At 61.5% G+C, this 22,506-nt stretch carries 26 protein-coding genes; 10 read left to right on the top strand and 16 right to left on the bottom strand.

The genetic code is table 11. From position 1 onward, the window contains the following. The 5 genes from NKH99_RS17030 to NKH99_RS17010 all read left to right on the top strand — a co-directional run. Window positions 1-864: site-2 protease family protein (locus tag NKH99_RS17030; protein ID WP_353014771.1), on the top strand; the 864-nt coding region annotated here is incomplete at its 5' end. A gap of 100 nt (window positions 865-964) precedes the next feature. Then, window positions 965-1,813, top strand: a complete 849-nt coding sequence (locus NKH99_RS17025) for a DUF1194 domain-containing protein (RefSeq protein ID WP_352918931.1) — start codon at window positions 965-967, stop codon at window positions 1,811-1,813. A 114-nt stretch (window positions 1,814-1,927) separates the two neighbouring features. Then, the gene (locus tag NKH99_RS17020; protein ID WP_352766919.1) at window positions 1,928-2,878 is read left to right on the top strand and encodes an ABC transporter substrate-binding protein; all 951 of its coding nucleotides are present in this window, start codon (window positions 1,928-1,930) and stop codon (window positions 2,876-2,878) included. A gap of 71 nt (window positions 2,879-2,949) precedes the next feature. Continuing rightward, a complete protein-coding gene (locus tag NKH99_RS17015; protein ID WP_023676527.1) occupies window positions 2,950-3,726 on the top strand; it encodes an ABC transporter permease in 777 nt (258 codons plus the stop codon). Beyond that, a complete protein-coding gene (locus tag NKH99_RS17010) occupies window positions 3,723-4,505 on the top strand; it encodes an ABC transporter ATP-binding protein (protein WP_352500960.1) in 783 nt (260 codons plus the stop codon). The genes NKH99_RS17015 and NKH99_RS17010 overlap by 4 nt, the downstream gene beginning before the upstream one ends. Before the next feature lie 10 nt (window positions 4,506-4,515). On the opposite strand, the gene NKH99_RS17005 is transcribed toward NKH99_RS17010, so the two are convergent. The 4 genes from NKH99_RS17005 to NKH99_RS16990 all read right to left on the bottom strand — a co-directional run bounded on the left by NKH99_RS17005 (window position 4,516) and on the right by NKH99_RS16990 (window position 6,691). Next, complete coding sequence (locus NKH99_RS17005) at window positions 4,516-4,689, bottom strand: type II toxin -antitoxin system TacA 1-like antitoxin (protein WP_353014769.1); 174 nt, start codon at window positions 4,687-4,689, stop codon at window positions 4,516-4,518. A gap of 57 nt (window positions 4,690-4,746) precedes the next feature. Then, window positions 4,747-5,685, bottom strand: coding sequence for a GlxA family transcriptional regulator (locus NKH99_RS17000; RefSeq protein WP_352501106.1), 939 nt, complete (start codon window positions 5,683-5,685; stop codon window positions 4,747-4,749). 350 nt (window positions 5,686-6,035) lie between these two features. Next, on the bottom strand, window positions 6,036-6,170 hold the full coding sequence (locus NKH99_RS16995) for a hypothetical protein (RefSeq protein ID WP_013894968.1): 135 nt from the start codon (window positions 6,168-6,170) through the stop codon (window positions 6,036-6,038). 335 nt (window positions 6,171-6,505) lie between these two features. Next, entirely contained in the window at window positions 6,506-6,691 is a 186-nt protein-coding gene (locus NKH99_RS16990; protein ID WP_352452109.1) for a hypothetical protein, read from the bottom strand. A 230-nt stretch (window positions 6,692-6,921) separates the two neighbouring features. Between NKH99_RS16990 and NKH99_RS16985 the strand changes: the two genes are divergently transcribed. Further along, entirely contained in the window at window positions 6,922-7,821 is a 900-nt protein-coding gene (locus NKH99_RS16985; protein WP_023676521.1) for a LysR substrate-binding domain-containing protein, read from the top strand. A 6-nt stretch (window positions 7,822-7,827) separates the two neighbouring features. Here the strand turns inward: NKH99_RS16985 and NKH99_RS16980 are convergent, their stop codons facing one another. From NKH99_RS16980 to NKH99_RS16935, 10 genes are all read right to left on the bottom strand, one after another. Further along, complete coding sequence (locus NKH99_RS16980; RefSeq protein WP_353014768.1) at window positions 7,828-8,811, bottom strand: alpha/beta hydrolase; 984 nt, start codon at window positions 8,809-8,811, stop codon at window positions 7,828-7,830. A 268-nt stretch (window positions 8,812-9,079) separates the two neighbouring features. Beyond that, complete coding sequence (locus NKH99_RS16975) at window positions 9,080-9,262, bottom strand: hypothetical protein (protein ID WP_352470285.1); 183 nt, start codon at window positions 9,260-9,262, stop codon at window positions 9,080-9,082. A gap of 186 nt (window positions 9,263-9,448) precedes the next feature. After that, a complete protein-coding gene (locus tag NKH99_RS16970; protein WP_023676517.1) occupies window positions 9,449-11,518 on the bottom strand; it encodes an ASKHA domain-containing protein in 2,070 nt (689 codons plus the stop codon). Between the two features lie 113 nt (window positions 11,519-11,631). Further along, a complete protein-coding gene (locus NKH99_RS16965) occupies window positions 11,632-12,606 on the bottom strand; it encodes a methyltetrahydrofolate cobalamin methyltransferase (protein ID WP_023676516.1) in 975 nt (324 codons plus the stop codon). 80 nt (window positions 12,607-12,686) lie between these two features. Further along, a complete protein-coding gene (locus tag NKH99_RS16960; protein ID WP_023676515.1) occupies window positions 12,687-13,778 on the bottom strand; it encodes a methylenetetrahydrofolate reductase in 1,092 nt (363 codons plus the stop codon). Then, window positions 13,775-14,380: a methylenetetrahydrofolate reductase C-terminal domain-containing protein gene (locus NKH99_RS16955; protein ID WP_353014775.1), complete on the bottom strand. Its 606-nt coding sequence runs from the start codon at window positions 14,378-14,380 to the stop codon at window positions 13,775-13,777. Before NKH99_RS16955 ends, NKH99_RS16960 begins: the two co-directional genes overlap by 4 nt. Window positions 14,381-14,390: 10 nt before the next feature. After that, complete coding sequence (locus NKH99_RS16950) at window positions 14,391-14,693, bottom strand: virulence factor (protein ID WP_352470289.1); 303 nt, start codon at window positions 14,691-14,693, stop codon at window positions 14,391-14,393. Window positions 14,694-14,928: 235 nt separating this feature from the next. Next, window positions 14,929-15,840, bottom strand: a complete 912-nt coding sequence (locus NKH99_RS16945) for a fatty acid desaturase (RefSeq protein ID WP_353014767.1) — start codon at window positions 15,838-15,840, stop codon at window positions 14,929-14,931. A gap of 43 nt (window positions 15,841-15,883) precedes the next feature. After that, window positions 15,884-16,666, bottom strand: a complete 783-nt coding sequence (locus tag NKH99_RS16940; RefSeq protein ID WP_353014766.1) for a formyl transferase — start codon at window positions 16,664-16,666, stop codon at window positions 15,884-15,886. A gap of 78 nt (window positions 16,667-16,744) precedes the next feature. Continuing rightward, a complete protein-coding gene (locus tag NKH99_RS16935; RefSeq protein ID WP_353014764.1) occupies window positions 16,745-17,320 on the bottom strand; it encodes a DUF4893 domain-containing protein in 576 nt (191 codons plus the stop codon). A 121-nt stretch (window positions 17,321-17,441) separates the two neighbouring features. Here NKH99_RS16935 and NKH99_RS16930 point away from each other — a divergent pair, with 121 nt between their 5' ends. Together NKH99_RS16930 and NKH99_RS16925 are read left to right on the top strand one after the other, a co-directional pair. Beyond that, window positions 17,442-18,353, top strand: coding sequence for an NAD-dependent epimerase/dehydratase family protein (locus tag NKH99_RS16930; RefSeq protein ID WP_353014763.1), 912 nt, complete (start codon window positions 17,442-17,444; stop codon window positions 18,351-18,353). 44 nt (window positions 18,354-18,397) lie between these two features. Continuing rightward, window positions 18,398-18,913 (top strand): hypothetical protein, encoded by a 516-nt coding sequence (locus NKH99_RS16925; RefSeq protein WP_353014762.1) that lies wholly within the window; start codon window positions 18,398-18,400, stop codon window positions 18,911-18,913. Between the two features lie 58 nt (window positions 18,914-18,971). Here NKH99_RS16925 and NKH99_RS16920 read toward each other — a convergent pair whose 3' ends face one another. Beyond that, complete coding sequence (locus NKH99_RS16920) at window positions 18,972-19,601, bottom strand: DUF1638 domain-containing protein (RefSeq protein ID WP_352500949.1); 630 nt, start codon at window positions 19,599-19,601, stop codon at window positions 18,972-18,974. Window positions 19,602-19,665: 64 nt separating this feature from the next. Between NKH99_RS16920 and NKH99_RS16915 the strand changes: the two genes are divergently transcribed. Next, complete coding sequence (locus NKH99_RS16915) at window positions 19,666-19,806, top strand: entericidin A/B family lipoprotein (RefSeq protein ID WP_023676507.1); 141 nt, start codon at window positions 19,666-19,668, stop codon at window positions 19,804-19,806. A gap of 81 nt (window positions 19,807-19,887) precedes the next feature. Here the strand turns inward: NKH99_RS16915 and NKH99_RS16910 are convergent, their stop codons facing one another. Next, entirely contained in the window at window positions 19,888-20,586 is a 699-nt protein-coding gene (locus NKH99_RS16910) for a cobalamin B12-binding domain-containing protein (RefSeq protein WP_023676506.1), read from the bottom strand. Between the two features lie 308 nt (window positions 20,587-20,894). On the opposite strand from NKH99_RS16910, the gene NKH99_RS16905 reads away from it, so the two are divergent. Continuing rightward, window positions 20,895-22,469, top strand: a complete 1,575-nt coding sequence (locus tag NKH99_RS16905) for a trimethylamine methyltransferase family protein (RefSeq protein WP_292654762.1) — start codon at window positions 20,895-20,897, stop codon at window positions 22,467-22,469. Window positions 22,470-22,506: the final 37 nt, after the last annotated feature.

Genomic DNA, 22,506 nt, shown 5'->3' with positions numbered 1-22,506 from the left:
TCACCACCGTGCCATGGCCGCTCGCCCCTCAGAGCAAGCCCCGTTCTCTCTCCAAAACTTTTTGCAGAACCTTCAGCACACTATCAGCTGAACCGGAATATCCCGGTTCGCGTCAGCTGGACCTTCGCAATTCCCATTGTGCTGCCCTTCCTGAACGAGTGGGCGAGCCGACCCAAGGATGCACTGATCCATACCTCTATCTTTGCAGCGCTTCTGTTTGCGTCGATATTTCTGCACGAACTGGCACACGCCTGGATCGGACGCCGACAAGGCGTCGCCACCGACAGGATAGAATTATATCTCTTCGGCGGGCTCACGCGTTTCAAACGCGCCGCAGCGCCATCGCCTGCCTGGGCGCGGATTGCGATAGCGGGTCCCCTGGCGAACATCGCGCTCGCCGCGTTTTTCGATGCGGCCTATTATCTGGTTTTTGGAGAACTCATCCCAGTTGTGCCCGAAAGGCCATTCGGGTGGCTGCCGTCAAGGTCGGCCGGTCCTCTGGAATGGACGCTTTGGATTGGCGCATTATTGAACGTGTCACTTATCATTCTCAACATCCTGCCCGCCTACGATCTGGATGGCGGCGTGATTGCAAGACATTTGTTCCTGAGACGCTTCGGCGTCCGCCGGGCCGCGCAGATCGTCGGCATGTGCGGCATCGTACTTTCAATTCTGCGTTTTGCGATCATCTTGCCTGCCGCGGTTGCAGGTATTCTGTTGTGGCTTCCGCCGTCATTCAAGCCGAACTGGAGGGCAGCGCGCGGAGTCGGTGCTAGAAAACCGAAGCCGGACCCATTCTCCGAGACGGATGTCGAGAAGACCGTGGAGTGGCGGGGACGGGGCGGGCACCGCATCTACAAATGAAATTCGCTTTCCGGCGGTTCGCAAGAATGTGACCGGATGAGCCCGGCTCTTCACCGGGCTTTTCTCTTTGTCGATCGGCGATTTTCGCTTACCGTGCGGCATGTCTGGTTTTGCCCGTGCAAGACATCTCGTCTCGGGTGCCGCCGCGCTGGCGTCGGTGCTATGGCTGACTGCAAACTCCCGCGCCGCCGAGCCGGTCGACGTCGAACTGGTGCTGGCAGTCGACGTTTCGCTGTCCATGTCGCCGGACGAGCTCGAAATCCAGCGTCATGGCTACGCGGCGGCGCTGACGCATGACGATGTCCTGCGGGCAATCGGCGAAGGCGCTCATGGCAAGATTGCCGTCACCTATGTCGAATGGGCTGGCGCGACCTGGCAGCAGGTCGTGGTGCCGTGGACGGTGATCGCCAATCGTGCCGACGCCGAGCGGCTGGCAGCGCAGCTTTCCGCTCATCCGCCGGCCAGTGCCAGGCGCACCTCGATCTCCGGCGCGCTGGAATTCGCCAGCGATCTCTTTGCTGAAAGCGGCTTCCAGGGCGTCAAGCGGGTGATCGACATTTCGGGTGACGGCCCCAACAACCAGGGCGCACCTGTCGATATCACCCGCGACGCCGTGATCAAGCAAGGCATCACCGTCAACGGCCTGCCGCTGATGACCAGGGGCGGGTTCAGCAGCGCTTACGATGTCAACAATCTCGACCGCTACTACAGCGACTGCGTCATCGGCGGGCCGGGCTCCTTCATGATCCCGGTCAATGACTGGACGCAGTTTCCGGAGGCCATCCGCCGCAAGCTGGTGCTGGAGCTTGCCGGTCCGGCCTCGCCGCAGCGAGCGGCGGAAGAGGCGGCGCATCCGCCATTGGTGCTGGCACAGGACATCCCCGTCACCGACTGCCTGGTTGGCGAAAAAATGTGGCGCGACCGCAGCTGGATGTACGACAGCCGCTGATGGCGGAGTTTGCTGTCGATGGTGACATACCGCAGTGCAGCATCTGCTTCATTGACAAGCCTGCGGGCGTCTGTGACACAATTCCGCATCCGAACACATTAAAGGGGAACCGACATGAACAGGATCGGAATTCTTGCCGCAAGCTTGACGCTTGCCATCGGATTGTCCGCGCCGGCGATGGCCGCCACATCGGTCAGCATCGGCATCAGTGGATGGACCGGCTTTGCGCCGCTGACGCTCGCCAAGCAGGCCGGCATCTTCGAAAAGCACGGCCTCGACGTCACCTTGAAGAAGGTGCCGCAAGCCAGCCGGCCGCTCGCCATCGCCAGCGGCGACCTGCAATGCGCCGCCACCACGGTCGAGACCTGGCTGGTCTGGAACGCCAATGGCGTGACGACCAAGCAGATATTCCAGCTCGACAAATCCTACGGCGCCGACGGCATCGTCGCCCGCAACGACATCAAGACCGTCGCCGATCTCAAAGGTAAGTCGGTCGCGTCTTCGGCGCCGGGCACCTCGCCCTATTTCATGCTGGCCTGGGTGCTCAACAAGAACGGCATGTCGACCAAGGACGTGACGGTCGTCAACCTGGAGCCGGATGCGGCGGCGCAGGCGTTTCTCGCCGGCCAGAACGATGCGGCGGTCACCTATGAGCCGTTCATCTCGGCGGTGCGCGAAAAGTCCGACCAGGGCCATATCCTTGTCACCACTCTCGACTATCCGATGGTGCTCGATACGGTCGGCTGCACGCCGGAGTTCCTCAAGGCCAATCCGGATGCGGGCAAGGCGCTTGCCGACAGCTATTTCGAGGCACTCGACCTGATCAAGAGCGATCCGGCGAAATCCTATGAGACGATGGGTGCCGACGTGAAGCAGTCGGCCAAGGAATTCGAAGAGTCGGCCAAATACCTGAAATGGGCCGACAAGGCTGAAAACAAGCAGTTCTTCACCAAGGAATTCCAGGACTTTTCCAAGACCGCCGGCGAGCTTCTGCTGCAGATGGGTTTGATCAAGGAAGCGCCTGACGTCTCGACATTGGCCGACACCAGCGCCGTAGCCGACTAACCGGCAGGATTGTCGCCCGGCGGCGGCGCGTGCGCCGCCGCTTTTTCATTCAGATCAGAGGACGGTCGAAGATGCCGCGCCCCTTGCATCCGGTCTCGCCGGGCATTCGAACCGTGCTCGGCATTTCGTTCTTCGTGCTGTTCGTGGCGTTCTGGGCGTGGATCACGCTTGGCGGCCACGTCAATCGCATTTTCCTTGCCGATCCGCTGTCGATGGTGAGAGACGGTTGGCGGCTGCTGGTCGAGGACCGCTTCTGGCTCGACATCCTTATCACCATCTGGCGCGTCTTCGGCGGGTTCCTGATGGCGGCCATCGTTGCCGTGCCGCTCGGCATCGTGATGGGTGCCTGGAAGCCCGTGGAGGCGTTCCTGGAGCCGTTCGTCTCCTTCGCCCGCTATCTGCCGGCATCGGCCTTCATCCCGCTGCTCATCCTGTGGGCGGGCGTTGGCGAGCTCGAAAAACTGCTGGTGATCTTCGTCGGCTCGGTGTTCCAGATCATCCTGATCATCGCGGTCAAGGTCGGCGGCACACGGCGCGACCTGGTCGAGGCGGCCTACACGCTTGGCTCGTCCGACAATGGCATCGTGCGGCGCGTGATCATGCCGGCCAATGCGCCGGAGATTGCCGAGACCCTGCGGCTGGTGCTCGGCTGGGCCTGGACCTATGTCATCGTCGCCGAGCTGATCGGCTCGTCGTCGGGCATCGGCTACATGATCATCAACAGCCAGTCGCGGCTGGCGACAGGGCAGATCATCTTCGGCATCATCGTCATCGGCCTGATCGGGCTGTTGTCCGATTTCGCCTTCAAGGCGCTCAACCGTTGGCTGTTTCCATGGAGCCTGGCGTGAGCAAGCTGCTCATCGAAGGCGTCTCGCGCACCTTCGCCGGTGTCGGCGGTGGACAGCCGGTCAAGGCGCTGATGCCGATCGATCTGGCGGTCGCCGCCAACGACTTCATCACGATCCTGGGGCCATCCGGCTGTGGAAAGTCGACGCTGCTCAGGATCGTCGCCGGCCTCGAAGCGCCGAGTGGGGGACGTGTTCTGCTCGACGGCAGGGTGGTGGACCGGCCCGGTCCAGACCGCGGCATGGTTTTCCAGTCCTATACGCTGTTTCCGTGGCTGACGGTCGCCGAGAACATCGCCTTCGGCCTGCGCGAACGTGGAATGGCCGAGCACGAGCGCAGCGAGATCGTCGCTTCTTACGTCGATCTCGTCGGGCTGAGAGGTTTTGAAAACCATTGGCCGAAGCAGCTTTCCGGCGGCATGCAGCAGCGCACCGCGATTGCCCGGGCACTGGCCAACGATCCGGAGATCCTGCTGCTCGACGAGCCGTTCGGCGCGCTCGACAACCAGACCCGCGGGCTGATGCAGGAACTGCTTCTCGGCATCTGGGAGCGCCGGCAAAAAACGGTGCTGTTCGTCACCCACGACATCGAGGAGGCGATTTTCATGGCGTCGCGCGTGGTCGTGATGACGGCACGGCCGGGCCGCATCAAATCGGACGTTGCCGTCGACCTGCCGCATCCGCGCCACTACACGCTGAAGACCAGCCCGGAATTTTCGGCGCTGAAAGCGCGGCTGACGGAAGACATCCGCGTCGAGGCTATGCGCACGGCGCAGGTATAGTCGCCGCAACCTACACTCGACCGCGACGGGAAAAGATGCTCGGTTCGCTCAACAGGCGCTTTAGGCGTGGAAGGTCGCGCGTAGGGGCGTCCAGTGCCGCCATGAACGCGGCCCATTTTTCTGCATCGAGGCGGAAGCTGTGCGGGTCGGCCGGTTTTTCGGATAGGCTCGAACTCGTGGTCATGGGACATCTCTCGATGCGAAATATCACACTTCGCCGGTCCTCTGCTGATTTGCCAGATCAAGCCGCCAGAAGCTGCTTGCGATCGACGCGTTCCTGTTGCGGCGAGCGGGCGTACAACTCGCGATAGCATTTGGAGAAATGCGAGGCGGAAACAAAGCCGCAGGCGACCGCCACTTCGACCACCGGCAACGACGACTGGATCAGCAGGTGCCGGGCGCGGTCGAGGCGGATCTCCAGATAGTAACGGGCAGGGGAGCGCCCCATCTCGGTGCGGAACAGGCGCTCAATCTGCCGGCGCGACAGGTCGACATGATCAGCGACCTCGATCAGCGAGAGCGGCTCGGAGAGATTGGCTTCCATCAGCTCGATAATGGCCAGAACCTTGGAATTCTGCACGCCAAGGCGGGCGCGCAGCGGCAGGCGCTGGCGGTCGGTCGGGCTGCGCACGCGATCAGTCAGCACCTGCTCGCAGACGCGGTTGACGAGGCTTTCGTCGAAATCGTCGCCGATCAGCTTCAGCATCATGTCGAGCGCGGCGGTGCCGCCGGCGCAGGTGTAGATGTTCTGGTCGATCTCGAAGAGGTCGGCGAAGACATTGGCCTTGGGGAACGCCTCGGAAAAGCCCGGCAGGTTCTCCCAATGGATGGCGCAGCGCTTGTTGGACAGCAGGCCTGCGGCGGCCAGGATATGCGCGCCGGTGCACAGGCCGCCGACGGCAACGCCGCGATTGTACTCCTCGCGCAACCAGGCAAAGGCCGATTTGTTCTGGTAGCGCTCGACATTGATGCCGCTGCAGACGATGGCCATGTTCGGCCGGTCCGGTCCGGACATTTTCTTGCGCTCTTCCTCCAGCGAGGTGTTGACGGCGCATTCGACGCCGTTCGAGGCGCGCACCGGCTTGCCGTCGATGCTGGCGAGCCGCCAGCGATAGGCTTCATAGCCGAGCATGCGGTTGGCCGAACGCAACGGGTCGAGCGCCGTCGCGAAGGCGATCATGGTGAAATCGGGGACCAGGAAGAATACGAACGATCGCCGGATCGGGTGCTTTACGACATTCACGGGTAGATCCTCACGCTGCAATGGCGCGAACAGGATGTCGCGATTAGCACAGCGACATCAGGAAAGACGTTTCCTGTCAATTGGCTAGACGGCAACGGAGCGACTTTATTTGCGACACGGGTCGCAAATGGGCGATCGCTATGCGGCGAAGGACGCGACATGCCGCCGGATCGACCAACCGAGCCTACGCAGTCTGCGCACACGAAAACGCCGCCTCGGCAAAACCGAAGCGGCGCTGGATCGACTTCGAAGCAGCGCTAGGCTGCTTCCGCCGGGATTGCCGCGTCTCAGGCGACGAAGCCGAGGCGCGCGGCAGCCATGGCACCGGTCTGGCCAGGCATGGTGTTGGCCAGGCGCTGGCGCTCGAGCGCGGTCGTCAGGTTCATTTCGCGACGGGCAAAGAGGCGGGCAAAAAGCTTCATGATCATCTCCATTCGGTTGCTCAGACGGGTCGCCTTCGCTTGATGGAGTGGGGCAGCTCGTTTGTTGATGATGATATAGGCTTACGTGAGGGGAAACTAAATCGCAAAAGCGAAGCACTTGATATGAAAAGCGACACGGAATGCGACAAATTTGGGCATTCTGCCCAGGATTTTCGATTATTTACAATGTGTTGATTGCCAGTGCGGGCTGCTATGCGACTTGCTCATATGCGGCATGCGACGGCGACATGGCTCGGGAAAATCATTGGAGTACAAACAAAAAGGCCTGCCGGGCTGATCTGCGCGGCAGGCCTTCAGCTGTTGATACACACGGTTTACTTTGCTCCAGCCCAGGATCCCACACCATGGCGAGTGCCGGCCTTGGCATCGGCAGCTTCGGGCCAGCCGATATCCTTCTGCAGTTCAATCGGCAGCGCGCGGATGGCGCGTTCCGTCTGGTAGCGGGCACGGGCCTCGCTGAACTCGGTCGCGATCCGACCGATGGATGACAGGATAGACATCTCATTCTCCTTCGCGTTGGGCCGGGTTGTCCCGGCGCTTCCAGCGTCAGGCGATACACCGGGTTTGTTTCAGCTTCATTTCGTGTCGATTGCAGGTCCCGTATCATGGTTGTTTCGGGACCATTTCGATGCGTCCTGCCTTCGACGGAGTTGACTATCCTCCCAAACTGATGTTCAATCAAACGAAATGGAATGATGGTTTGCATCAGAAAAATTGAAGGCCGCTTGCCATGAACGCCCCACTCAATCATCCGCTGCCGCTGCTCGATCTCGATGTTCTGCGCACTTTCGTCGCAATCGCCGAGACCGGCAGCTTCACCACTGCGGCCAATGCGGTCTTCCGCACGCCGTCGGCCGTCTCGATGCAGATCAAGAAGCTGGAGGACATTCTCGGCCGCTCGGTGTTCGCGCGCGACGCCCGTTCGGTGACGCTGACCACCGATGGCGAGATGCTGCTCGGCTATGCGCGCCGGCTGCTGTCGATCAATCGCGAGGTGGTGTCGAAGTTCATCATTCCAGACATTGTCGGGGTGGTGCGGCTCGGCTCGCCGGACGATTACGGCGAACGTGTGCTGCCGCATGTGCTGAAGCGGTTCGCACAATCGCATCCATCGATCGCGGTCGACGTCACCATCGACCAGAGCGTCAATCTGCGCCGGCGAATGGACGACCGGGCGCTCGACATCACGTTGCTCACCAACTCCTACAAGACCAGCGCGATCGGCGCCGAAGTACTGCTCACCGAGCCGATCGTCTGGGCCGGTGCCAAGGGCGGTTGCGCGCATCTGCGTGAGCCGCTGCCGGTCTCATTGTGGGAAGAGGGCTGTGCCTGGCGGGCAGGGGCATTGGAGGCGCTTGGCCGCGAGGGCCGCAACTACCGTATCGCCTATATGAGCGCACACACGGCCGGCCAGCGCGCCGCGATCATGGCGGATCTTGCGGTGGCGCCGCTGCCGAAATCGTTCCTCGGCAGCGATATGGTCGAGCTGTGCCCGAAGGACGGCATGCCTGACATCGGCACCTACAATCTGGCCATGGTGGTGACGCCGGACGCCAGCGCGCCGGTGAAGGCAGTCGCCGACCATATCCGTGCGACGTTTGAGATGTTCAGGGAAACTGGGAAGTTCTGAGCCAAACTACGACCTGAGCGGCGCAACCAGATCGCGAGGCGTTCCGTCGCGGTCTGCCCTTTGCAGCGACAACTCTCCTGCCTTGGCATGATAACTGTCAGTTTCGTTGGTCAAGAAGGCCACTATGCTGTCCCGCGCGCGACGCGCCTCCGGCATGTCGATCAACGGCCAGACATGGAACATGCCTTGCTCGTGGACGACCTCAATTTCGACGCCGGCCGCGCGTGCCTTTTCCGCGAAAATCAGATTGTCGGGGGTGAGCAGATCGCGTGAACCGGTCAGCAGCAGCGTTTTGGGCAGCACCGACAGGTCGCCGTAAACCGGGCTGATGCGCCAGTCGGTGGGATCGATGCCGGCGCTGTAAAGCCGGATCGCCTCGCGGCCGCCGGCAATGCCCAGCCACGGATCGTTGCGTTCGGCCTCATACATTTCTGGGTTGGCGAGCGACACGTCGAGACCGGGCGAAATCAGCACGTGGCGTGATGGCAAGGGCAGGCCGTCTTGCGCAGCCATCATGGTCAGCACGACGGCCATGTTTCCGCCGGCGGAATCGCCCATGAAGATGATATCATTCGCCCTGGTTTCGCCGAACATCTGGCGGTAGACGGCGCAGACCATGCCGAACATGGCGTGAAAATCGTGTTCGGGAGCAATGGGATAGATCGGCACGGTGATACCGAACCCGAGGCGGTCGGCCATGTCGGCGATCAGCCGCCAATGATAGGGTGTGATTTCAAAGACGTAAGCGCCGCCGTGCAGGTAGAGAATCCGCCTCCGCTCACCAGCCTGGGGAGCGATCTCGTAGACGGGAAAGCCGTTGATCGTGCGGGTTGTGATCTCCAGGCGTGACCACAGCGACGCAGGCGGCTGATGGTTTTCCGTCCTGCGCGCATAGGCGATCCAGCGCTGCAGGTTCTCGGGGCTGGAAAACGCCTTCTTGCGGCTGTACCTGAGGACGAACGACACGACGTGGCTTTTGAGACTGGGCATGCAGATACACGGACTTCGGCTGAGCCGACTAAGAGAACCCCCGACTATTTCGAAGATTGTGTCGCCACCAAAAAAGTCAAGATTGATGCAATCTCAACACGGTCGTTTGATCCCAGCTGTCGACAAAGCGTCCGGCCATGAAGTCTCTGGCCTACCGGTGCAGCTCAACGCCGCGGCAGCAACGCGGCGCGCAGCCAATTGTTGGGTGCAGCCGGAGCCGCATTGCGGCTCCGGCGAATACCGAGCAGCTTGCATTTGTCGATGAATTTCATCCGCGCTGCGTGCCCCATCCGACCGAAAGCTGCCTTTCGCTCGAACGCGGCGACACCGGCCAGCCAATGTCCTTTTGGATCTCAGGCGGCAAGCTGTTGAGGATGCGCAGCGACTTGCGCGCTTCGCGTGTTTTCTTGAAGGCCGCACCATAGCGGCCGAAGCTTTCGAACATCGACATCTTGATCTCCTTGGAGCGTTGCGGTGGCCGAAAACTGTTTCCGCCGGCCGTTCGATGCCGGTTAAATGCTCCGCCTATGTATCTGGCGGATTTCACGAAAACGCGATTTCGTTTCCAGATCGGCGCGATCTGGAAACATTTGCATACAAATGAAAATGGAAGTTCTGACAGCCTGGCGGAGGCGAGTCATCCCCGCCCGCGCCGCGCGGCATGGCCTTCGCGCGAACGCCGCCGCGGGGCAGCGTCGCCGGCAATGCCGTCTTCGCTCACCGTCTTGCGCGGCGGCAGTTTCACCGCCGCCGACAGCTTGGGAAACGGGTCGATCTTGTTCGGGAGCGCCATGGCATAAACGAAATGTTCCTGGAATTTCGGCTCCAGCGCCGTCTCGATCTTCTCGATCTTGCTAACGGTTTCCTCGATCTCGCGGCGATAGCCGCGGTTCAACAGCGCCATGCGGGCGCCGGCGCCGGCCGCATTGCCAACGGCCGAGACCTTGTCGAGGTCGCAATCCGGAATCAGGCCCAGCACCATTGCGTATTTCGGGTCGATGAACGAGCCGAATGCGCCGGCGAAGTGGATGCGGTCGACATGATCGGTGTGCTGTTTTTCCATCAAAAGCTTGGTGCCGGCATAAAGGGCGGCCTTGGCAAGCTGGATAGCGCGCACATCAGTCTGGGTGATGGTGATCTTGGGCTCGCCTTCCTTCAGCACATAGGAGAAGGTGCGGCCATTGGCGACGACGCGGGGCGAGTGGCCGCTCAGCGATCCATCGACGACGCCGTCCTCGGAGATGATGCCGGCGAGATACATCTCGGCGACCACCTCGATGATGCCGGAGCCGCAAATACCGGTGACGCCGGTCGCCTGCACACTGTCGAGGAAGCCCGGCTCGTCGGACCAGAGTTCCGAGCCGATGACGCGGTATTTCGGTTCCAGCGTTTCAGGATCGATGCGGACGCGCTCGATGGCACCCGGTGCGGCGCGCTGGCCACCGGAGATTTCCGCACCTTCGAAGGCCGGGCCAGTTGGCGATGAGGCCGCCACGACCCGCTGGCGATTGCCGAGCACGATCTCGGCATTGGTGCCGACATCGACGATCAGCATCATCTCGTCCTGGCGGTGCGGCCCTTCCGACAGCGTCACTGCGGCAGCGTCCGCGCCGACATGGCCGGCAATGCAAGGAAGCATATAGAGCCTGGCGCCCTGGTTGAGCTTCAAACCGATATCCGATGCCTTGATGTGCACGGCGCCGGAGACGGCTAGCGCGAAGGGGGCGCCGCCGAGCTCGGTCGGATCGATGCCGAGGAACAGATGATGCATGATCGGATTGCCGACGAACACGGAATCCAGGATGTCGTTGCGTTGGACGTTGCCTTCGGTGCAGACCTTGTCCACAAGCCCCGAAATGGCCTCGCGCACGGCGACCGTCATGCCTTCGCGGCCGTCCGGGTTCATCATCACGTACGAGACACGGCTCATCAGATCCTCGCCGAAGCGGATCTGCGGATTGGATGTGCCCGACGAGGCGGCGACGCGGCCCGACAGCAACGACACCAGATGCATGGCGATCGTGGTCGAGCCGATATCGCAGGCAAGTCCGTACGCCTCGTTCTTGAGGCCGGGCCACAAAGCGATGACTCGTGCGGTCTCGCTGTCGGTGTCCTTGTGGATGGCGGCGGTCGCGGTCCAGTTGCCTTTGCGCAAAATGCCTTGCACCTGCGGCAACAGATGGAAATCGAAATCGAGGCTCTTGAGGCCCCAGTCCTTCATCAGCGCGATCTTCAGACGGTCGAGGTCGCCGAGCGGCTTGTGCATGTCGGGTTCTTCGATCTCGACATAGCACATGCGGATTGCCGCATCGCGGGCGATGACCCTGGTGTCGGCGTCCTTGCGAATGGTCTGCGCGTTGATGACGGTGTCCTGCGGCACGTCGACGACGAGATCGCCGAGAATCTGCGCCGAGCAGGACAGCCGGCGGCGCTCGGGCAGGCCGCGTACGCGCTCGTAGCGCTCTTCCTTGGCGCCCTTGGGCGAGAGGTGATCGTTGGAGGAAACGATCTTGTGCTTGGCGAAATTGCCTTCCTGCACCTCGATCTGGCAACGCCCGCAAGTGGCACGCCCGCCGCACACGCTCTCGACATAGACACCGAGTTGGCGCGCGGCGTCCAGAACCGGCGTGCCGACCGGAAACCGGCCGCGCTTGCCCGACGGCATGAACAGCACGAGCGGATCGGTGATGTTGACGGGAGAGTTCATACGTTCCAGACTTTACTTTCTACGCAGCTCGGGTCTTGGCTACGGCAGCGATGCCGCTATGTCTCGGTTCCTCCCCAGTCCTAGGCCCCATATCGTGTCGGCCAAGACCTGGCTCAACCCCGGGCCATACGCGCTTCGCGGCCGCCGCGCCTGCGTCCGCCATTGCCATTGCCATCGCCCGGCGCGTTGACCTGCGTCCGGGCGGCAACGGCCTGGCCGCCTTCAGCAGGCTTGTAGTCCTTGTAGGTCCTGATCCAATTGGTGCAGTTCTCGTCGGTGCCGTTCAGCACGTTGGCGCCACGCACCGCTTCCATTTCCTGCGGCCGCACCGGGTTCATGATCGCCGAGGTCATGCCGGCGCCGATCACCATCGGGATGAAGGCGGCGTTGATGCCATGACGGTGCGGCAGGCCGAACGAGATGTTGGAGAGGCCGCAGGTGGTGTTGACCTTGAGCTCCTCGCGCAGCCGGCGTAGCAGGGCAAATACCTGGCGGCCGGCATCGCCCAGCGCGCCGATCGGCATGACCAGGGGGTCGACGACCACATCATGCGCCGGAATGCCGAAGTCGGCACAGCGCTGAACGATCTTCTTGGCGACGGCGAAGCGCACATCGGGGTCCATCGAAATACCGGTCTCGTCGTTGGAAATGGCCACGACAGGAACGTTGTATTTCTTGATCAACGGCAGGATGGCTTCGAGCTTTTCCTCCTCGCCGGTGACGGAATTGACCAGCGGCCGGCCCTTGGCGACCTTCAGCGCCGCTTCGATTGCCGCAGTCACGGAGGAGTCGATCGACAACGGCAGGTCGACCAGGCCTTGCACGATCTCCAGCGTCTGCACCAGCAGCGCCGGCTCGGTGGCGTTGGGATCGACTGCAGTGACGCCGGCATTGACGTCGAGCATGGTCGCCCCACAGGCGGCCTGCTCCAGCGCATCCTTGATGACGGTCTCAAAATTGCCGGCGATCATTTCGGCGGCCAGCTTTTTGCGGCCGGTCGGATTGATGCGCTCGCCGATCACGCAGAAGGGCTGATCGAAGCCGATGATGATTTCTCGTGTCGCCGAGGCGACGATAGTGCGGGTCATGAAATCTCTCCATCGTGATATAAAGAGTTCTTTATATCGTTATCTGTTTCTGATCAAGCGAATGCTGACGATTCGCGCTGTCAATGCGCGGTCTTGACCATGTCGACCTGGGTTTCGGTGAGGTCGTCATGCAGTATGTGGTCGAGCCGGTCGGCAACGAGCTGGTCGTCGCGGCGGATTTCGCGTTTCCACGGCCGGCGACCCTTCAGCACGCCAGATTCGTCGACGATCTCAGCGACGTATTCTTCCTGGCGATAGGCCATCACATGGACGCCGGACACACCGGGAATTTCCTTCACCTCATTGATGATGTCGATGCAGAGCTGCTTGCCTTCCTTCTTCTGATCCTGAGCGCCTTCCAGGCGCTTGACGATCTGATCGGGAATGTGAATGCCCGGTACGTTGGAGCGGATCCATTTGGCCGTCTTGGCCGAGGCCAGCGGCCCGACGCCGCACAGGATGAAACATTTCTCGGTATAGCCGAGATCGCGGACCTTCTGCATGTAGGTGCGGAACATCGGTACGTCGAAGCAGTACTGGCTCTGCACGAACTGTGCCCCGGCGGCGATCTTCTTGCCCAGCCGATAGGGCCGGAAATCGATCGGCGGCGCAAACGGGTTGATCGCCGCGCCAAGGAAAAGCTGCGGCGGGGTCGTGAGTTTGCGGCCGGACAGGAATTTGCCGTTATCGCGCATAACGCGGCAGGTTTCGAGCAGCGACATGCAGTCGAGATCGAACACCGGCTTGGCGCCGGGCTGGTCGCCGGCCTGCACGCCGTCGCCGGTCAGGCACAGCATGTTGGCGACGCCCATCGCAGCACCCCCAAGCACGTCGCCCTGGATGGCGATGCGGTTCCGGTCGCGGCAGGCGATCTGCATGATCGGGGCATAGCCCATGCGGGTCAGCAGCGCGCAGATGCCGACCGACGACATGTGGCAGTTGGCGCCGGAAGCGTCGACGGCATTGATGGCGTCGACCCAGCCGTCGAAAATCCTGGCGCGGTTGTAGACGTCTTCCGGATCGGCGCTGTCGGGCGGATTGAGCTCGGTCGTCACTGCGAACTCGCCGCGCCTGAGGACGCGTTCCAGCCGGCCACGCGAGGTGTGGCCGGGCAGGGGATCGAGCGGCAAATGGATGCCGGCCGGATTCTCGTCTGGCTGACGGCCGATCATGCCGATGCTCCGGTCTTCGTAGTATTCCGGGCCGCATTGCGGGCGGCCGCGGCCTGCGCGGTGACCCGCAGCCAGGCGGAAGTTTCGCGCAAGGACTGATCCACCGGCTTCTGCACTTCCAAAATCTTGTCGCCATGCACCATGTTCCGCGAGCCTTCCCAGGCTTTGACCCAGACGCAAGGCATGTCAGGCTCGACCTCGCAATTGCCGTTGGCGCGGACACCGCCGCAAGGGCCATTGCGCAATTGCTTGGGGCAGTTCATTGGGCACGACATGCCGGTCGAGGAAAGGATGCACTGGCCGCACATGCGGCAGTCGAACATGAATCCCTTGACGCGCTTTTCGACGAATTTCACAGGCCCTTCGACACGGCTGTAGCCGATGCCCTTCCACAGCGGATGGAGGAGCAGGAACATGTCGGCGAATTTGCCGTAGAACCATTCGAGCAGCCGCGAATGCCGCACAGACCAAAGCCGCACCGCGAAAGAGCGCTGCACACGCCGCTGCGGCGACACGTCGGCCGGCTTGTAGTCGGATTTCGGCGCCGCCTTCTTGACGATGGTCGCCTGGGTCACGCCGGCTTGAGCTGTCGTCGCCGGCATTGATTGGGGATCAGACATTCTCTTTGCCCCCCGCCTTGACCAGAGCGACCAGCCGCTCACGGTCGTATTTCGCATCAAGTTCCTGAAGAGCCTTCTCGGCCTCGGCTTCAAGATCGTCACTGACCGGGAGGGGTTCTGCCTTGTGCCATTCGGCAAGATAGTCGTCGGTGCCGCCAGCGCCGGTGCGCATGGCGCACATGTCGATCGCCTCGGTGAAGCGCAGCGGCAGTTCGCGCTTGGCGTTCTGCCGGCCCTTCTTGACGATGACCTGGGCGGGGATGTCGCGCCAGTAGACGACGATCAGATCGGCCATAATTTCCTGCTCCTGCAGAGCGCCGTGCGTCCAATCGGACGGACAAACGATGCTCTACCATTTAACTCCGCTGCATCGTGCTCTCCGAAGATCGATTCCGATCCTTTGGCCAATGCAGTGGTTTCGAGCATTGCCGGAAGCGCTGTTGGGCTGCTTGTTATGGGACGACGCGGGGGCCTTCAAAAGCGACGCAATCGAAGGCCGCGGTTGAAAGCGGAGTTTCTTCCAGCAATGGTCAGCCGGCGCGGCCATCGTAGCTGCCGACCAGCTTCCTGTGGAAGCGCACGTAACCTCGTTCGGTCGTGCGTAAATGCTCCGCGACGATGTCATGGAAGCGCGGCAGGCGGTGGAAGGGAACGGCCGGATAGGAATGGTGCTCGGAATGGTACGGCATATTCCAAGCCACGAAGCGCACCAGCCTTGTGGTGAAGGTGGTGCGGGTGTTCTCGAGCATGTTGGCGACATGTGGGCACAACGCGTGCTCGGCCAGCAGGTAGGCACGCAAAAACGGCTGTCCGACCAGCACCGGCACGATCCAGACCCACAACAGCAGCGCCGACTGCGCGGCGAGCGATGCGGCCAGCAATGCCGCATAGCCGATCAGGAACTGCCGTGCTTCGGCAACCACCTTGCCGCGGCGCTTTTCCGGCACAAAGCCGTCGCGGTTGCGGCCCGCCGCATTGGTTGCGATCACACGGCCCATGGCGATCCAATAGGGGCCGCCTGACAGATAGCGCAGATATTGGCTGATGGTCTCCGGCTTCGGAGCCATCAGTTCGGGGTCGTTGTCCGGGTCGTGCGTATGGCGGTGATGGGCGAAATGGAAATAGCGGAACCATGCCGGCGGCAGCAGGATCAGGAAGCCGGCCACGGCGGCAACAGCGCGATTGAGCCACGCCGTCCTGAACGCCGTTTCATGGATGGTCTCGTGCAACGGCGTGAAGAAGAAGACGATCAGGATTCCCTGCGGCAAGACGAGCAGCGGCCAGAACGGGATGCGGGCGGCGATCAGCGCGCCCAGCAGGATAACCAGCCCGGCATGGACCGCCAGCCGGACAATGCCTGGCCGGTCAAGCCTGGCGGTGAGGTCGCGACGGTCCTCGACCGAAAGGCCGGCAATGATGGTGCGGTGGTCGATGTCGCTCATGATGCAATGTTAGTGGCGGGTGGCTGTCCGGTAAATCGGCGCGTCACCAGACGCCGTTCCTTATCCCGGTCCAGAGATAAAACCATACCGTCGGATGATACCATTGTTTCGAAGGCAGGCCGGGACCCACCGTGCCGAGCTTGCCGGCCAGCGCATCCCTGACGGCCTCGACGCAGATGTCGCGCGAGAACGCCGCCTGCCGCAACGCGTAGCTTGAAATTGTGTCGCCCGGCTGCGGTTTGCCACGCGTCTGCCGCAGCACGCCGCCAGTGTCGACGCCGGCGTCGACCAGATGCACGGTGGTGCCGAAGTTCTCCGCATCGCCTGAAGCCAGCGCCCAGTAGCCGCCGTTCATGCCACGATATTTCGGGGCGATGCCGGCATGGTAGTTGAGGACCGGGCAAGGGATTTTCGCCAGCGTCTGCCGCGACAGCAAGCGGCAGCCGGCGAGCAGCACCACACCCGGCTGGATTTCCGCAATCGCCTGCAGGCACTCCGGCGCGTTGGCCGACGAGACATAAATGATCTTTTGCCCAGGCTTCGGTTCGGTTTGCAGCTTCTGCCCGGCGGCAAGCCGTGCTGCGTGGCCGGCGAAGAAGCGCTTGCCGAGGCGCGTCAGCACCATCGTGCCGAGTTGACCGATGGCCGAGGTCCAGCCTTGCCGCCGCGCCCGCGCGAGAAGCAATTGCTTTTTGGATTCAGGAGCTTCGAGGATGACGCTGACCGGGCCGAGTTGATCGGCGAGGGCGTTGACGATCGCCCAGATATGCGGGCCGCCTTCGGTGACGACGACGATCGGCCGTTGGTTTGTTTTCGACAGTGCCATGCTCTGCGACTCCCCGCAAAGAACCTGTTCTTTGCGCGCGAATGCTAGGCTGACCGGGTTAACCCCTGGTGATCGGGCTCAGCGCTTGAATTCGAGGATATCGAGCTTCGATTCGTAATAGGGCGCCGGGAACTCGATGCGCCATTCACTGGCGCTGTTGCGGAAGGCATAGCCGACCTGATCGCTTTCCGGGCCGCTGCCGTAGGGCTTTGCCGGATCGTCGTTGACGTGGAAGGAACCGAGATAGATCGCGCGTTTCTCGCCATCGTCGAAGAAGCGGCCCTTGGTGCGCTGCGAGCCGGTGATCTTTTCCAGTCTCCAGCCGGAACCGTCGTCGCTCACCTTGCATTTGAACCAGCCATAGATGACGAGCGGGCTCAATCCGCCGGCCTTGATGGTGCGGCATTGCCATTTGCCGGTCAGGTCCCTGTCAGAGAAGGGAACCAGCGGCTTTGCCAGCAAAGCGTCGAGCTGCTTGACCTCGGCGGGATCGCCGGCCTTCGCCTCGTCAAGCGCTGCCCTGCGCGTCTCGCCATATTTGTTGAGCCGCGTCTTGTCGGCAGCCGTTATCAGCTTCTGCACCTCGCCATCGGCGAACGCGGGCATGGTCAAGCAGAGGACAGTTGCTGCGGCAAACATGAGGCGAGCGATCATCGGTGGCGTTTCCCTTTTGATGGCTGGAGCAGGCTGTTTTCTTGTCTGGCGCATACCTTAATGTTTCGCCGCGTTCTGTCATACGTGCCTGAGCATCGACAGCAGAAACGAGGTGGAAAGAATGCGGATCTTGCTGACGGGATCGTCCGGTTGGCTGGGCAGCGCCTTGGCGCCGCGCCTGCGGGCTCTTGGTCACGACGTCACCGGCCTCGATCCCGTCCCATCCTCGGAAACGCCAATCGTCGGCTCAGTCGCCGATCGCGACCTGGTCATGAGGGCGGTCGAGGAGAACCGCGTCGAGGCCATCATCCATAGCGGCGCGCTGCACAAGCCTGACATCGAACGTTATCGCAACGAGGATGTCGTCGAGACGAATGTGCGCGGCACGCTCAACCTGCTCGATGCGGCAGCAGCTTTTGGCGTTCAGCGCTTCGTGTTTACGTCGACGACATCGCTGATGATTTCCGAGTCCACACGCACCGGCTTCACCGGCGGGGCGCGCAAGGCGGCATGGCTGACGGAAGACATGTCGCCTGAACCGCGCAACATCTACGGCGTCACTAAGCTTTCAGCCGAACAGCTCTGCCGGCTCTATCATTTGCAGTTCGGCCTGCCGGTGATCGTGTTGCGCACCGCCCGGTTTTTTCCCGAGGCGGACGACATGGCGCACGTGATCGAACAGTCGGATGCCAACACCAAGGCCAATGAGCTGTTGTTCCGCCGGCTGACGGTGGAGGACGCAGCCGACGCCCACATCGCTGCCCTGGAGAAAGGGCCGCAATTGGGCTTCGAGACTTTCATCATCTCGGCACCGACGCCTTTCCAGCCCGAAGATTGCGCGGCCTTGATCGCCGACGCGCCGTCGGTCGTCGCGCGCTATTTTCCGGATTATCCGGCACTCTACACGAAGAAAGGCTGGACGATGTTTTCGTCGATCGACCGGGTCTATGATGCGTCGCGGGCGAGGAAGCGGCTGGGTTTCATCTGCAAGACGAGCTTTGCCGATGTGCTCGCCCGGCTTGTGGCGGAATAAGAGCGCGGGTATTCGTCAGGAATGCGCGTCACTGGGAGAGGTAGTTGGGAGTAACAATCTACTTTGAAGGACAGTTACGGGGTCACGAGCAATATGCTGCTTTGCTGCACGAAGCCAAGGCGTTCGCCATTGCGCGAGACTGGCCGGTGCGCGAGATCGATGAGCGCGAGAAGACGCTCAATCGAGTCATTGATGAACGAAACGTGGACTATATTGGCCCTGTGTTTGGAATAGAGCTTCAACCGCATCCCAATTCGGAACCGCTGCGGCTTGAGTTCGGCAATCACCTCTTCGTTCAACAACATTGTAAAACTCAGTTTTCAGGTGCAGGCGCTCATATCGAGATCATCAGGTTTCTTCGCGAAATTACTCGCTTGTTCTCCAGTCTCAATGTCGTCGATGAAGGGGAGTATTGGGAGCTAAGTGATCCGTCAATTCTGCAAAGTAATTTCGACAATGTCGATGCAATGCTTGCCGAAATATTGCTTAAAGATCCAACCGCGCGGGGGCCGATCCGCCTTGAAACCGGGCGCATTATCGATGTCATATCGGATCGGTGAATCGGTGGGCGAAAATGAACGGCAGCCTCCGGCAAACGCTTAGAGGACGCTATTTCTTTTACGAATGTGCTGAGGCGCTGGCCAGTTCCTTCGTCAGGTCACCATAGCCGGTCGAGCGGCGCTCATAGGCGAGGCCGAGCATTTTCGCCGCCTTTTCGGCGACCTTGTCGAGTTCCGGGTCGTTGGTCTGAGCGATATAGATCAGCTTCTCGTAGTTGCCGAAATAGTCCTTGATCAGCTCCGGGTGCTTGTCGAGGCCGAGCGGCTTCATGAAGAAGGCATCGAATTGCCGGCAGAGGAAGTCGGTCATGTAGAACGACATCATGTCGTCATCGGCGACCTTCGCATAGGCATCCATGCCCTGGTAGAAAGCAAAGCAATGCGGCCCGGCCATGCGCTCGACGCCATGCTTCTCGCAGATCCGATCGAGCAGGCCACCCGTGCCGCAATCGGCATAGCCGACGAAGATGTGTCTGTAGCCGTCGGTCTTGGCCTTCTCGATAGCCCTGTCCATGGCCGGCGCGATGCGGTCCGGATAGAAATGGAACTCCGCCGGCAGGCAGGTCAGGTCGAGATGGTCGAGCCCGAGCTGCTCCTTGACCGCCAAAACTTCGCGCGCGATCATCCCGCAGGCGATGACGAGCAGCCTGTCGCCTTGATCGGATTGTTGTTTTCGCGCGGTAGTCATGGAACCAGTCTAATCGATCTTCGTTGCTGTCCAGCGAATTTATATGCTGAGGGAGACACCAATCATGAAATTGTTCCGCGTCGCGCCAATCGCTATTCTCGCCTGCGCCTTGGCTGTTTCGGCCTGCGCCAACACGGTGCGCGGCGTCGGTAAGGATATCAAATCCACTGCGAAGGCAGTTGACGATACCGTCAAGAAACCCTGATCCGCACGGCTCTCAACATTTGGGAATAAAAAAGCCGCACTGCAAGGCGCGGCTTTTCTTGTTCGTGCCGGACTTATTGGCTCAGGCCGAAGCGCGGACGTTGTGCTTGCGCTTCATGAAGTCCTTGGCGGTCTCGACTGCCACCGCGGCGTCGCGGCAATAGGCGTCGGCGCCGACGGCTTTGCCGAATTCCTCGTTGAGCGGTGCGCCGCCGACCAGTACGACATAGTCGTCGCGAATGCCTTTTTCCTTCATCGTATCGATGACGACCTTCATGTAAGGCATGGTCGTCGTCAGCAGGGCCGACATGCCGATGATGTCGGGCTGGTGCTTTTCGATGGCATCGAGATATTTTTCGACCGCATTGTTGATGCCGAGGTCGATGACATCGAAGCCGGCGCCTTCCATCATCATGCCGACCAGGTTCTTGCCGATGTCGTGGATGTCGCCCTTGACGGTGCCGATCACCATCTTGCCCTGCTTCGGCGCGCCTGTGGCGACAAGCAGCGGACGCAGGATGAACATGCCGGCCTTCATCGCGTTGGCCGACAGCAGCACTTCGGGAACGAACAGGATGCCGTCGCGGAAATCCTCGCCGACGATACGCATGCCCTCGACCAGAGCCTCGGTCAACACCTTGTAAGGCGCCCAGCCGCGCTCGAGAAGGATATTGGTGCCTTCCTCGATTTCTTCCTTCAACCCGTCATAAAGATCGTCGTGCATCTGCTGCACCAACTCGTCGTCGGAGAGTTCCGAAAGGATGATCTCGTCGTCGGCCATTTTTTCTCAGGCTCCTTGCCGGCTACAACTATCGCGGCAGCTTAAAAATATCGCGTCAATACCTAACCCGCACGGGCCGGTTGTCCATAGCTGATTTGCGACTTCCCGCAAAACGAAAGCGACCGTAAATCTCTTGGAATTCTTGTCGATTTTGCGACAGGCGTTGGCGCTGGCGGGCCGTTTCGAATAGGGTGCATGGCTACGATCCGGCCAGAGACCGCAATATGCGGCCGCAAACGGATTTCAGGCCGGTACAACAGCCCGGCCGGAGTAAATCAGGCCAGAACGAAAGCCAGGGAAGAACGATTATGAGTGAGAACGCGCCGGTCGATCAGGAAGCGTCAAACGCACGGCGCGGGCGCGCTGCCAGCGGTGGCGCCGCAGCCCGACGGGCCGCGCGTTCGGGCGGCGGCCCCGGCACACAGCTCACCTATATCAAGCGCAAGATCAACGTCTATGAAGTGCTGGACGAGGAAGGGCTGGCGCTGATCGAAAAGAACACCGACACGGTGCTGGAGGAGATCGGCATCATCTTCCGCGACGACGCCGAGGCGCTGCAGCTTTGGAAAGAGGCGGGCGCCGACGTCAAGGGCGAGCGGGTGCATTTCCCCAAGGGCCTCTGCCGCTCGCTGTTGAAGACCGCTCCGTCCGTCTATACCCAGCACGCCCGCAACGGCGAGCGCTCGGTGCAGATCGGCGGCAACGCGACAGTGTTCGCGCCGGTCTATGGACCGCCCTTCGTGCGCGATCTCGACGGCGTCAGGCGCTATGCGACGATCGAGGATTTCCGGAATTTCGTGAAACTCGCCTATATGGCGCCGTCGATCCACCATTCGGGCGGCACGGTTTGCGAGCCGGTCGACGTGCCGGTCAACAAACGGCATCTCGACATGGTCTACAGCCATATCAAATATTCGGACAAGCCGTTCATGGGCTCGGTGACCGCGCCCGAGCGCGCGGAAGATACGGTGGCGATGGCCAAGATCGTGTTCGGTGACGATTTCGTCGAGAACAACACGGTGCTGACCAGCCTGATCAACGCCAACTCGCCGATGGTCTTCGACGAGACCATGCTGGGAGCGCTGAAGGTCTATTCGCGCCACAATCAGGCCTGTATCGTCACGCCGTTCATCCTTGCCGGTGCGATGAGCCCGGTGACGGTCGCCGGCACGCTGACCCAGGTTTTAGCCGAGGTTCTGGCGGGAGCGTCGTTCACCCAGCTGATCCGGCCGGGTGCGCCGGTGCTGTTCGGCACCTTCGCCTCGTCGATCTCGATGCAGTCGGGCGCGCCGACCTTCGGCACGCCGGAGCCGTCGCTGGTCTCGTATGGCGCCGCACAGCTTGCCCGTCGGCTCGGCCTGCCGTTTCGCACCGGCGGTTCGCTCTGTGCTTCAAAAATCCCCGATGCGCAGGCCGCCTACGAGAGCGCCAACACGCTGAACTCGACGATCCTCGCCGGCACCAACTTCGTGCTGCATTCGGCCGGCTGGCTCGAGGGCGGTCTCGCCTCCTGCTACGAAAAGTTCATGATGGATATCGACCAGCTCGGCATGACGCAGAAGTTCTCCGAGGGTGTCGACCTGTCGGAAAACGGCCAGGCGATGGACGCCATCCGCCAGGTCGGCCCGGGCAGCCACTATCTCGGCTGCGATCACACCCAGGCCAATTTCCAGACCGCGTTCTACCGTTCCAACATCGCCGATAACAATTCCTACGAGCAATGGCTGGCCGAAGGCGAAAAGACCGCGCCGCAGCGCGCCAACGAGCTCGCCCGCCGCTGGCTGGAGAGCTACGAGGCGCCGTATCTCGACCCGGGAATCGACGACGGGCTGAAGGACTTCATCGCCAGGAAGAAGGCGTCGATGGCCGACGCCTTCACCTGAAAGGAGCCCGAATCAGGCGGGGCTAAAGTCGCCAACA

Origin of the sequence: Mesorhizobium sp. M0854 (assembly GCF_040319815.1) — a bacterium.
Taxonomy (GTDB): Bacteria; Pseudomonadota; Alphaproteobacteria; order Rhizobiales; family Rhizobiaceae; genus Mesorhizobium.
Note: the sequence above shows the minus strand (reverse complement) of the source record. Positions and strands in the feature narration are given on the sequence as shown.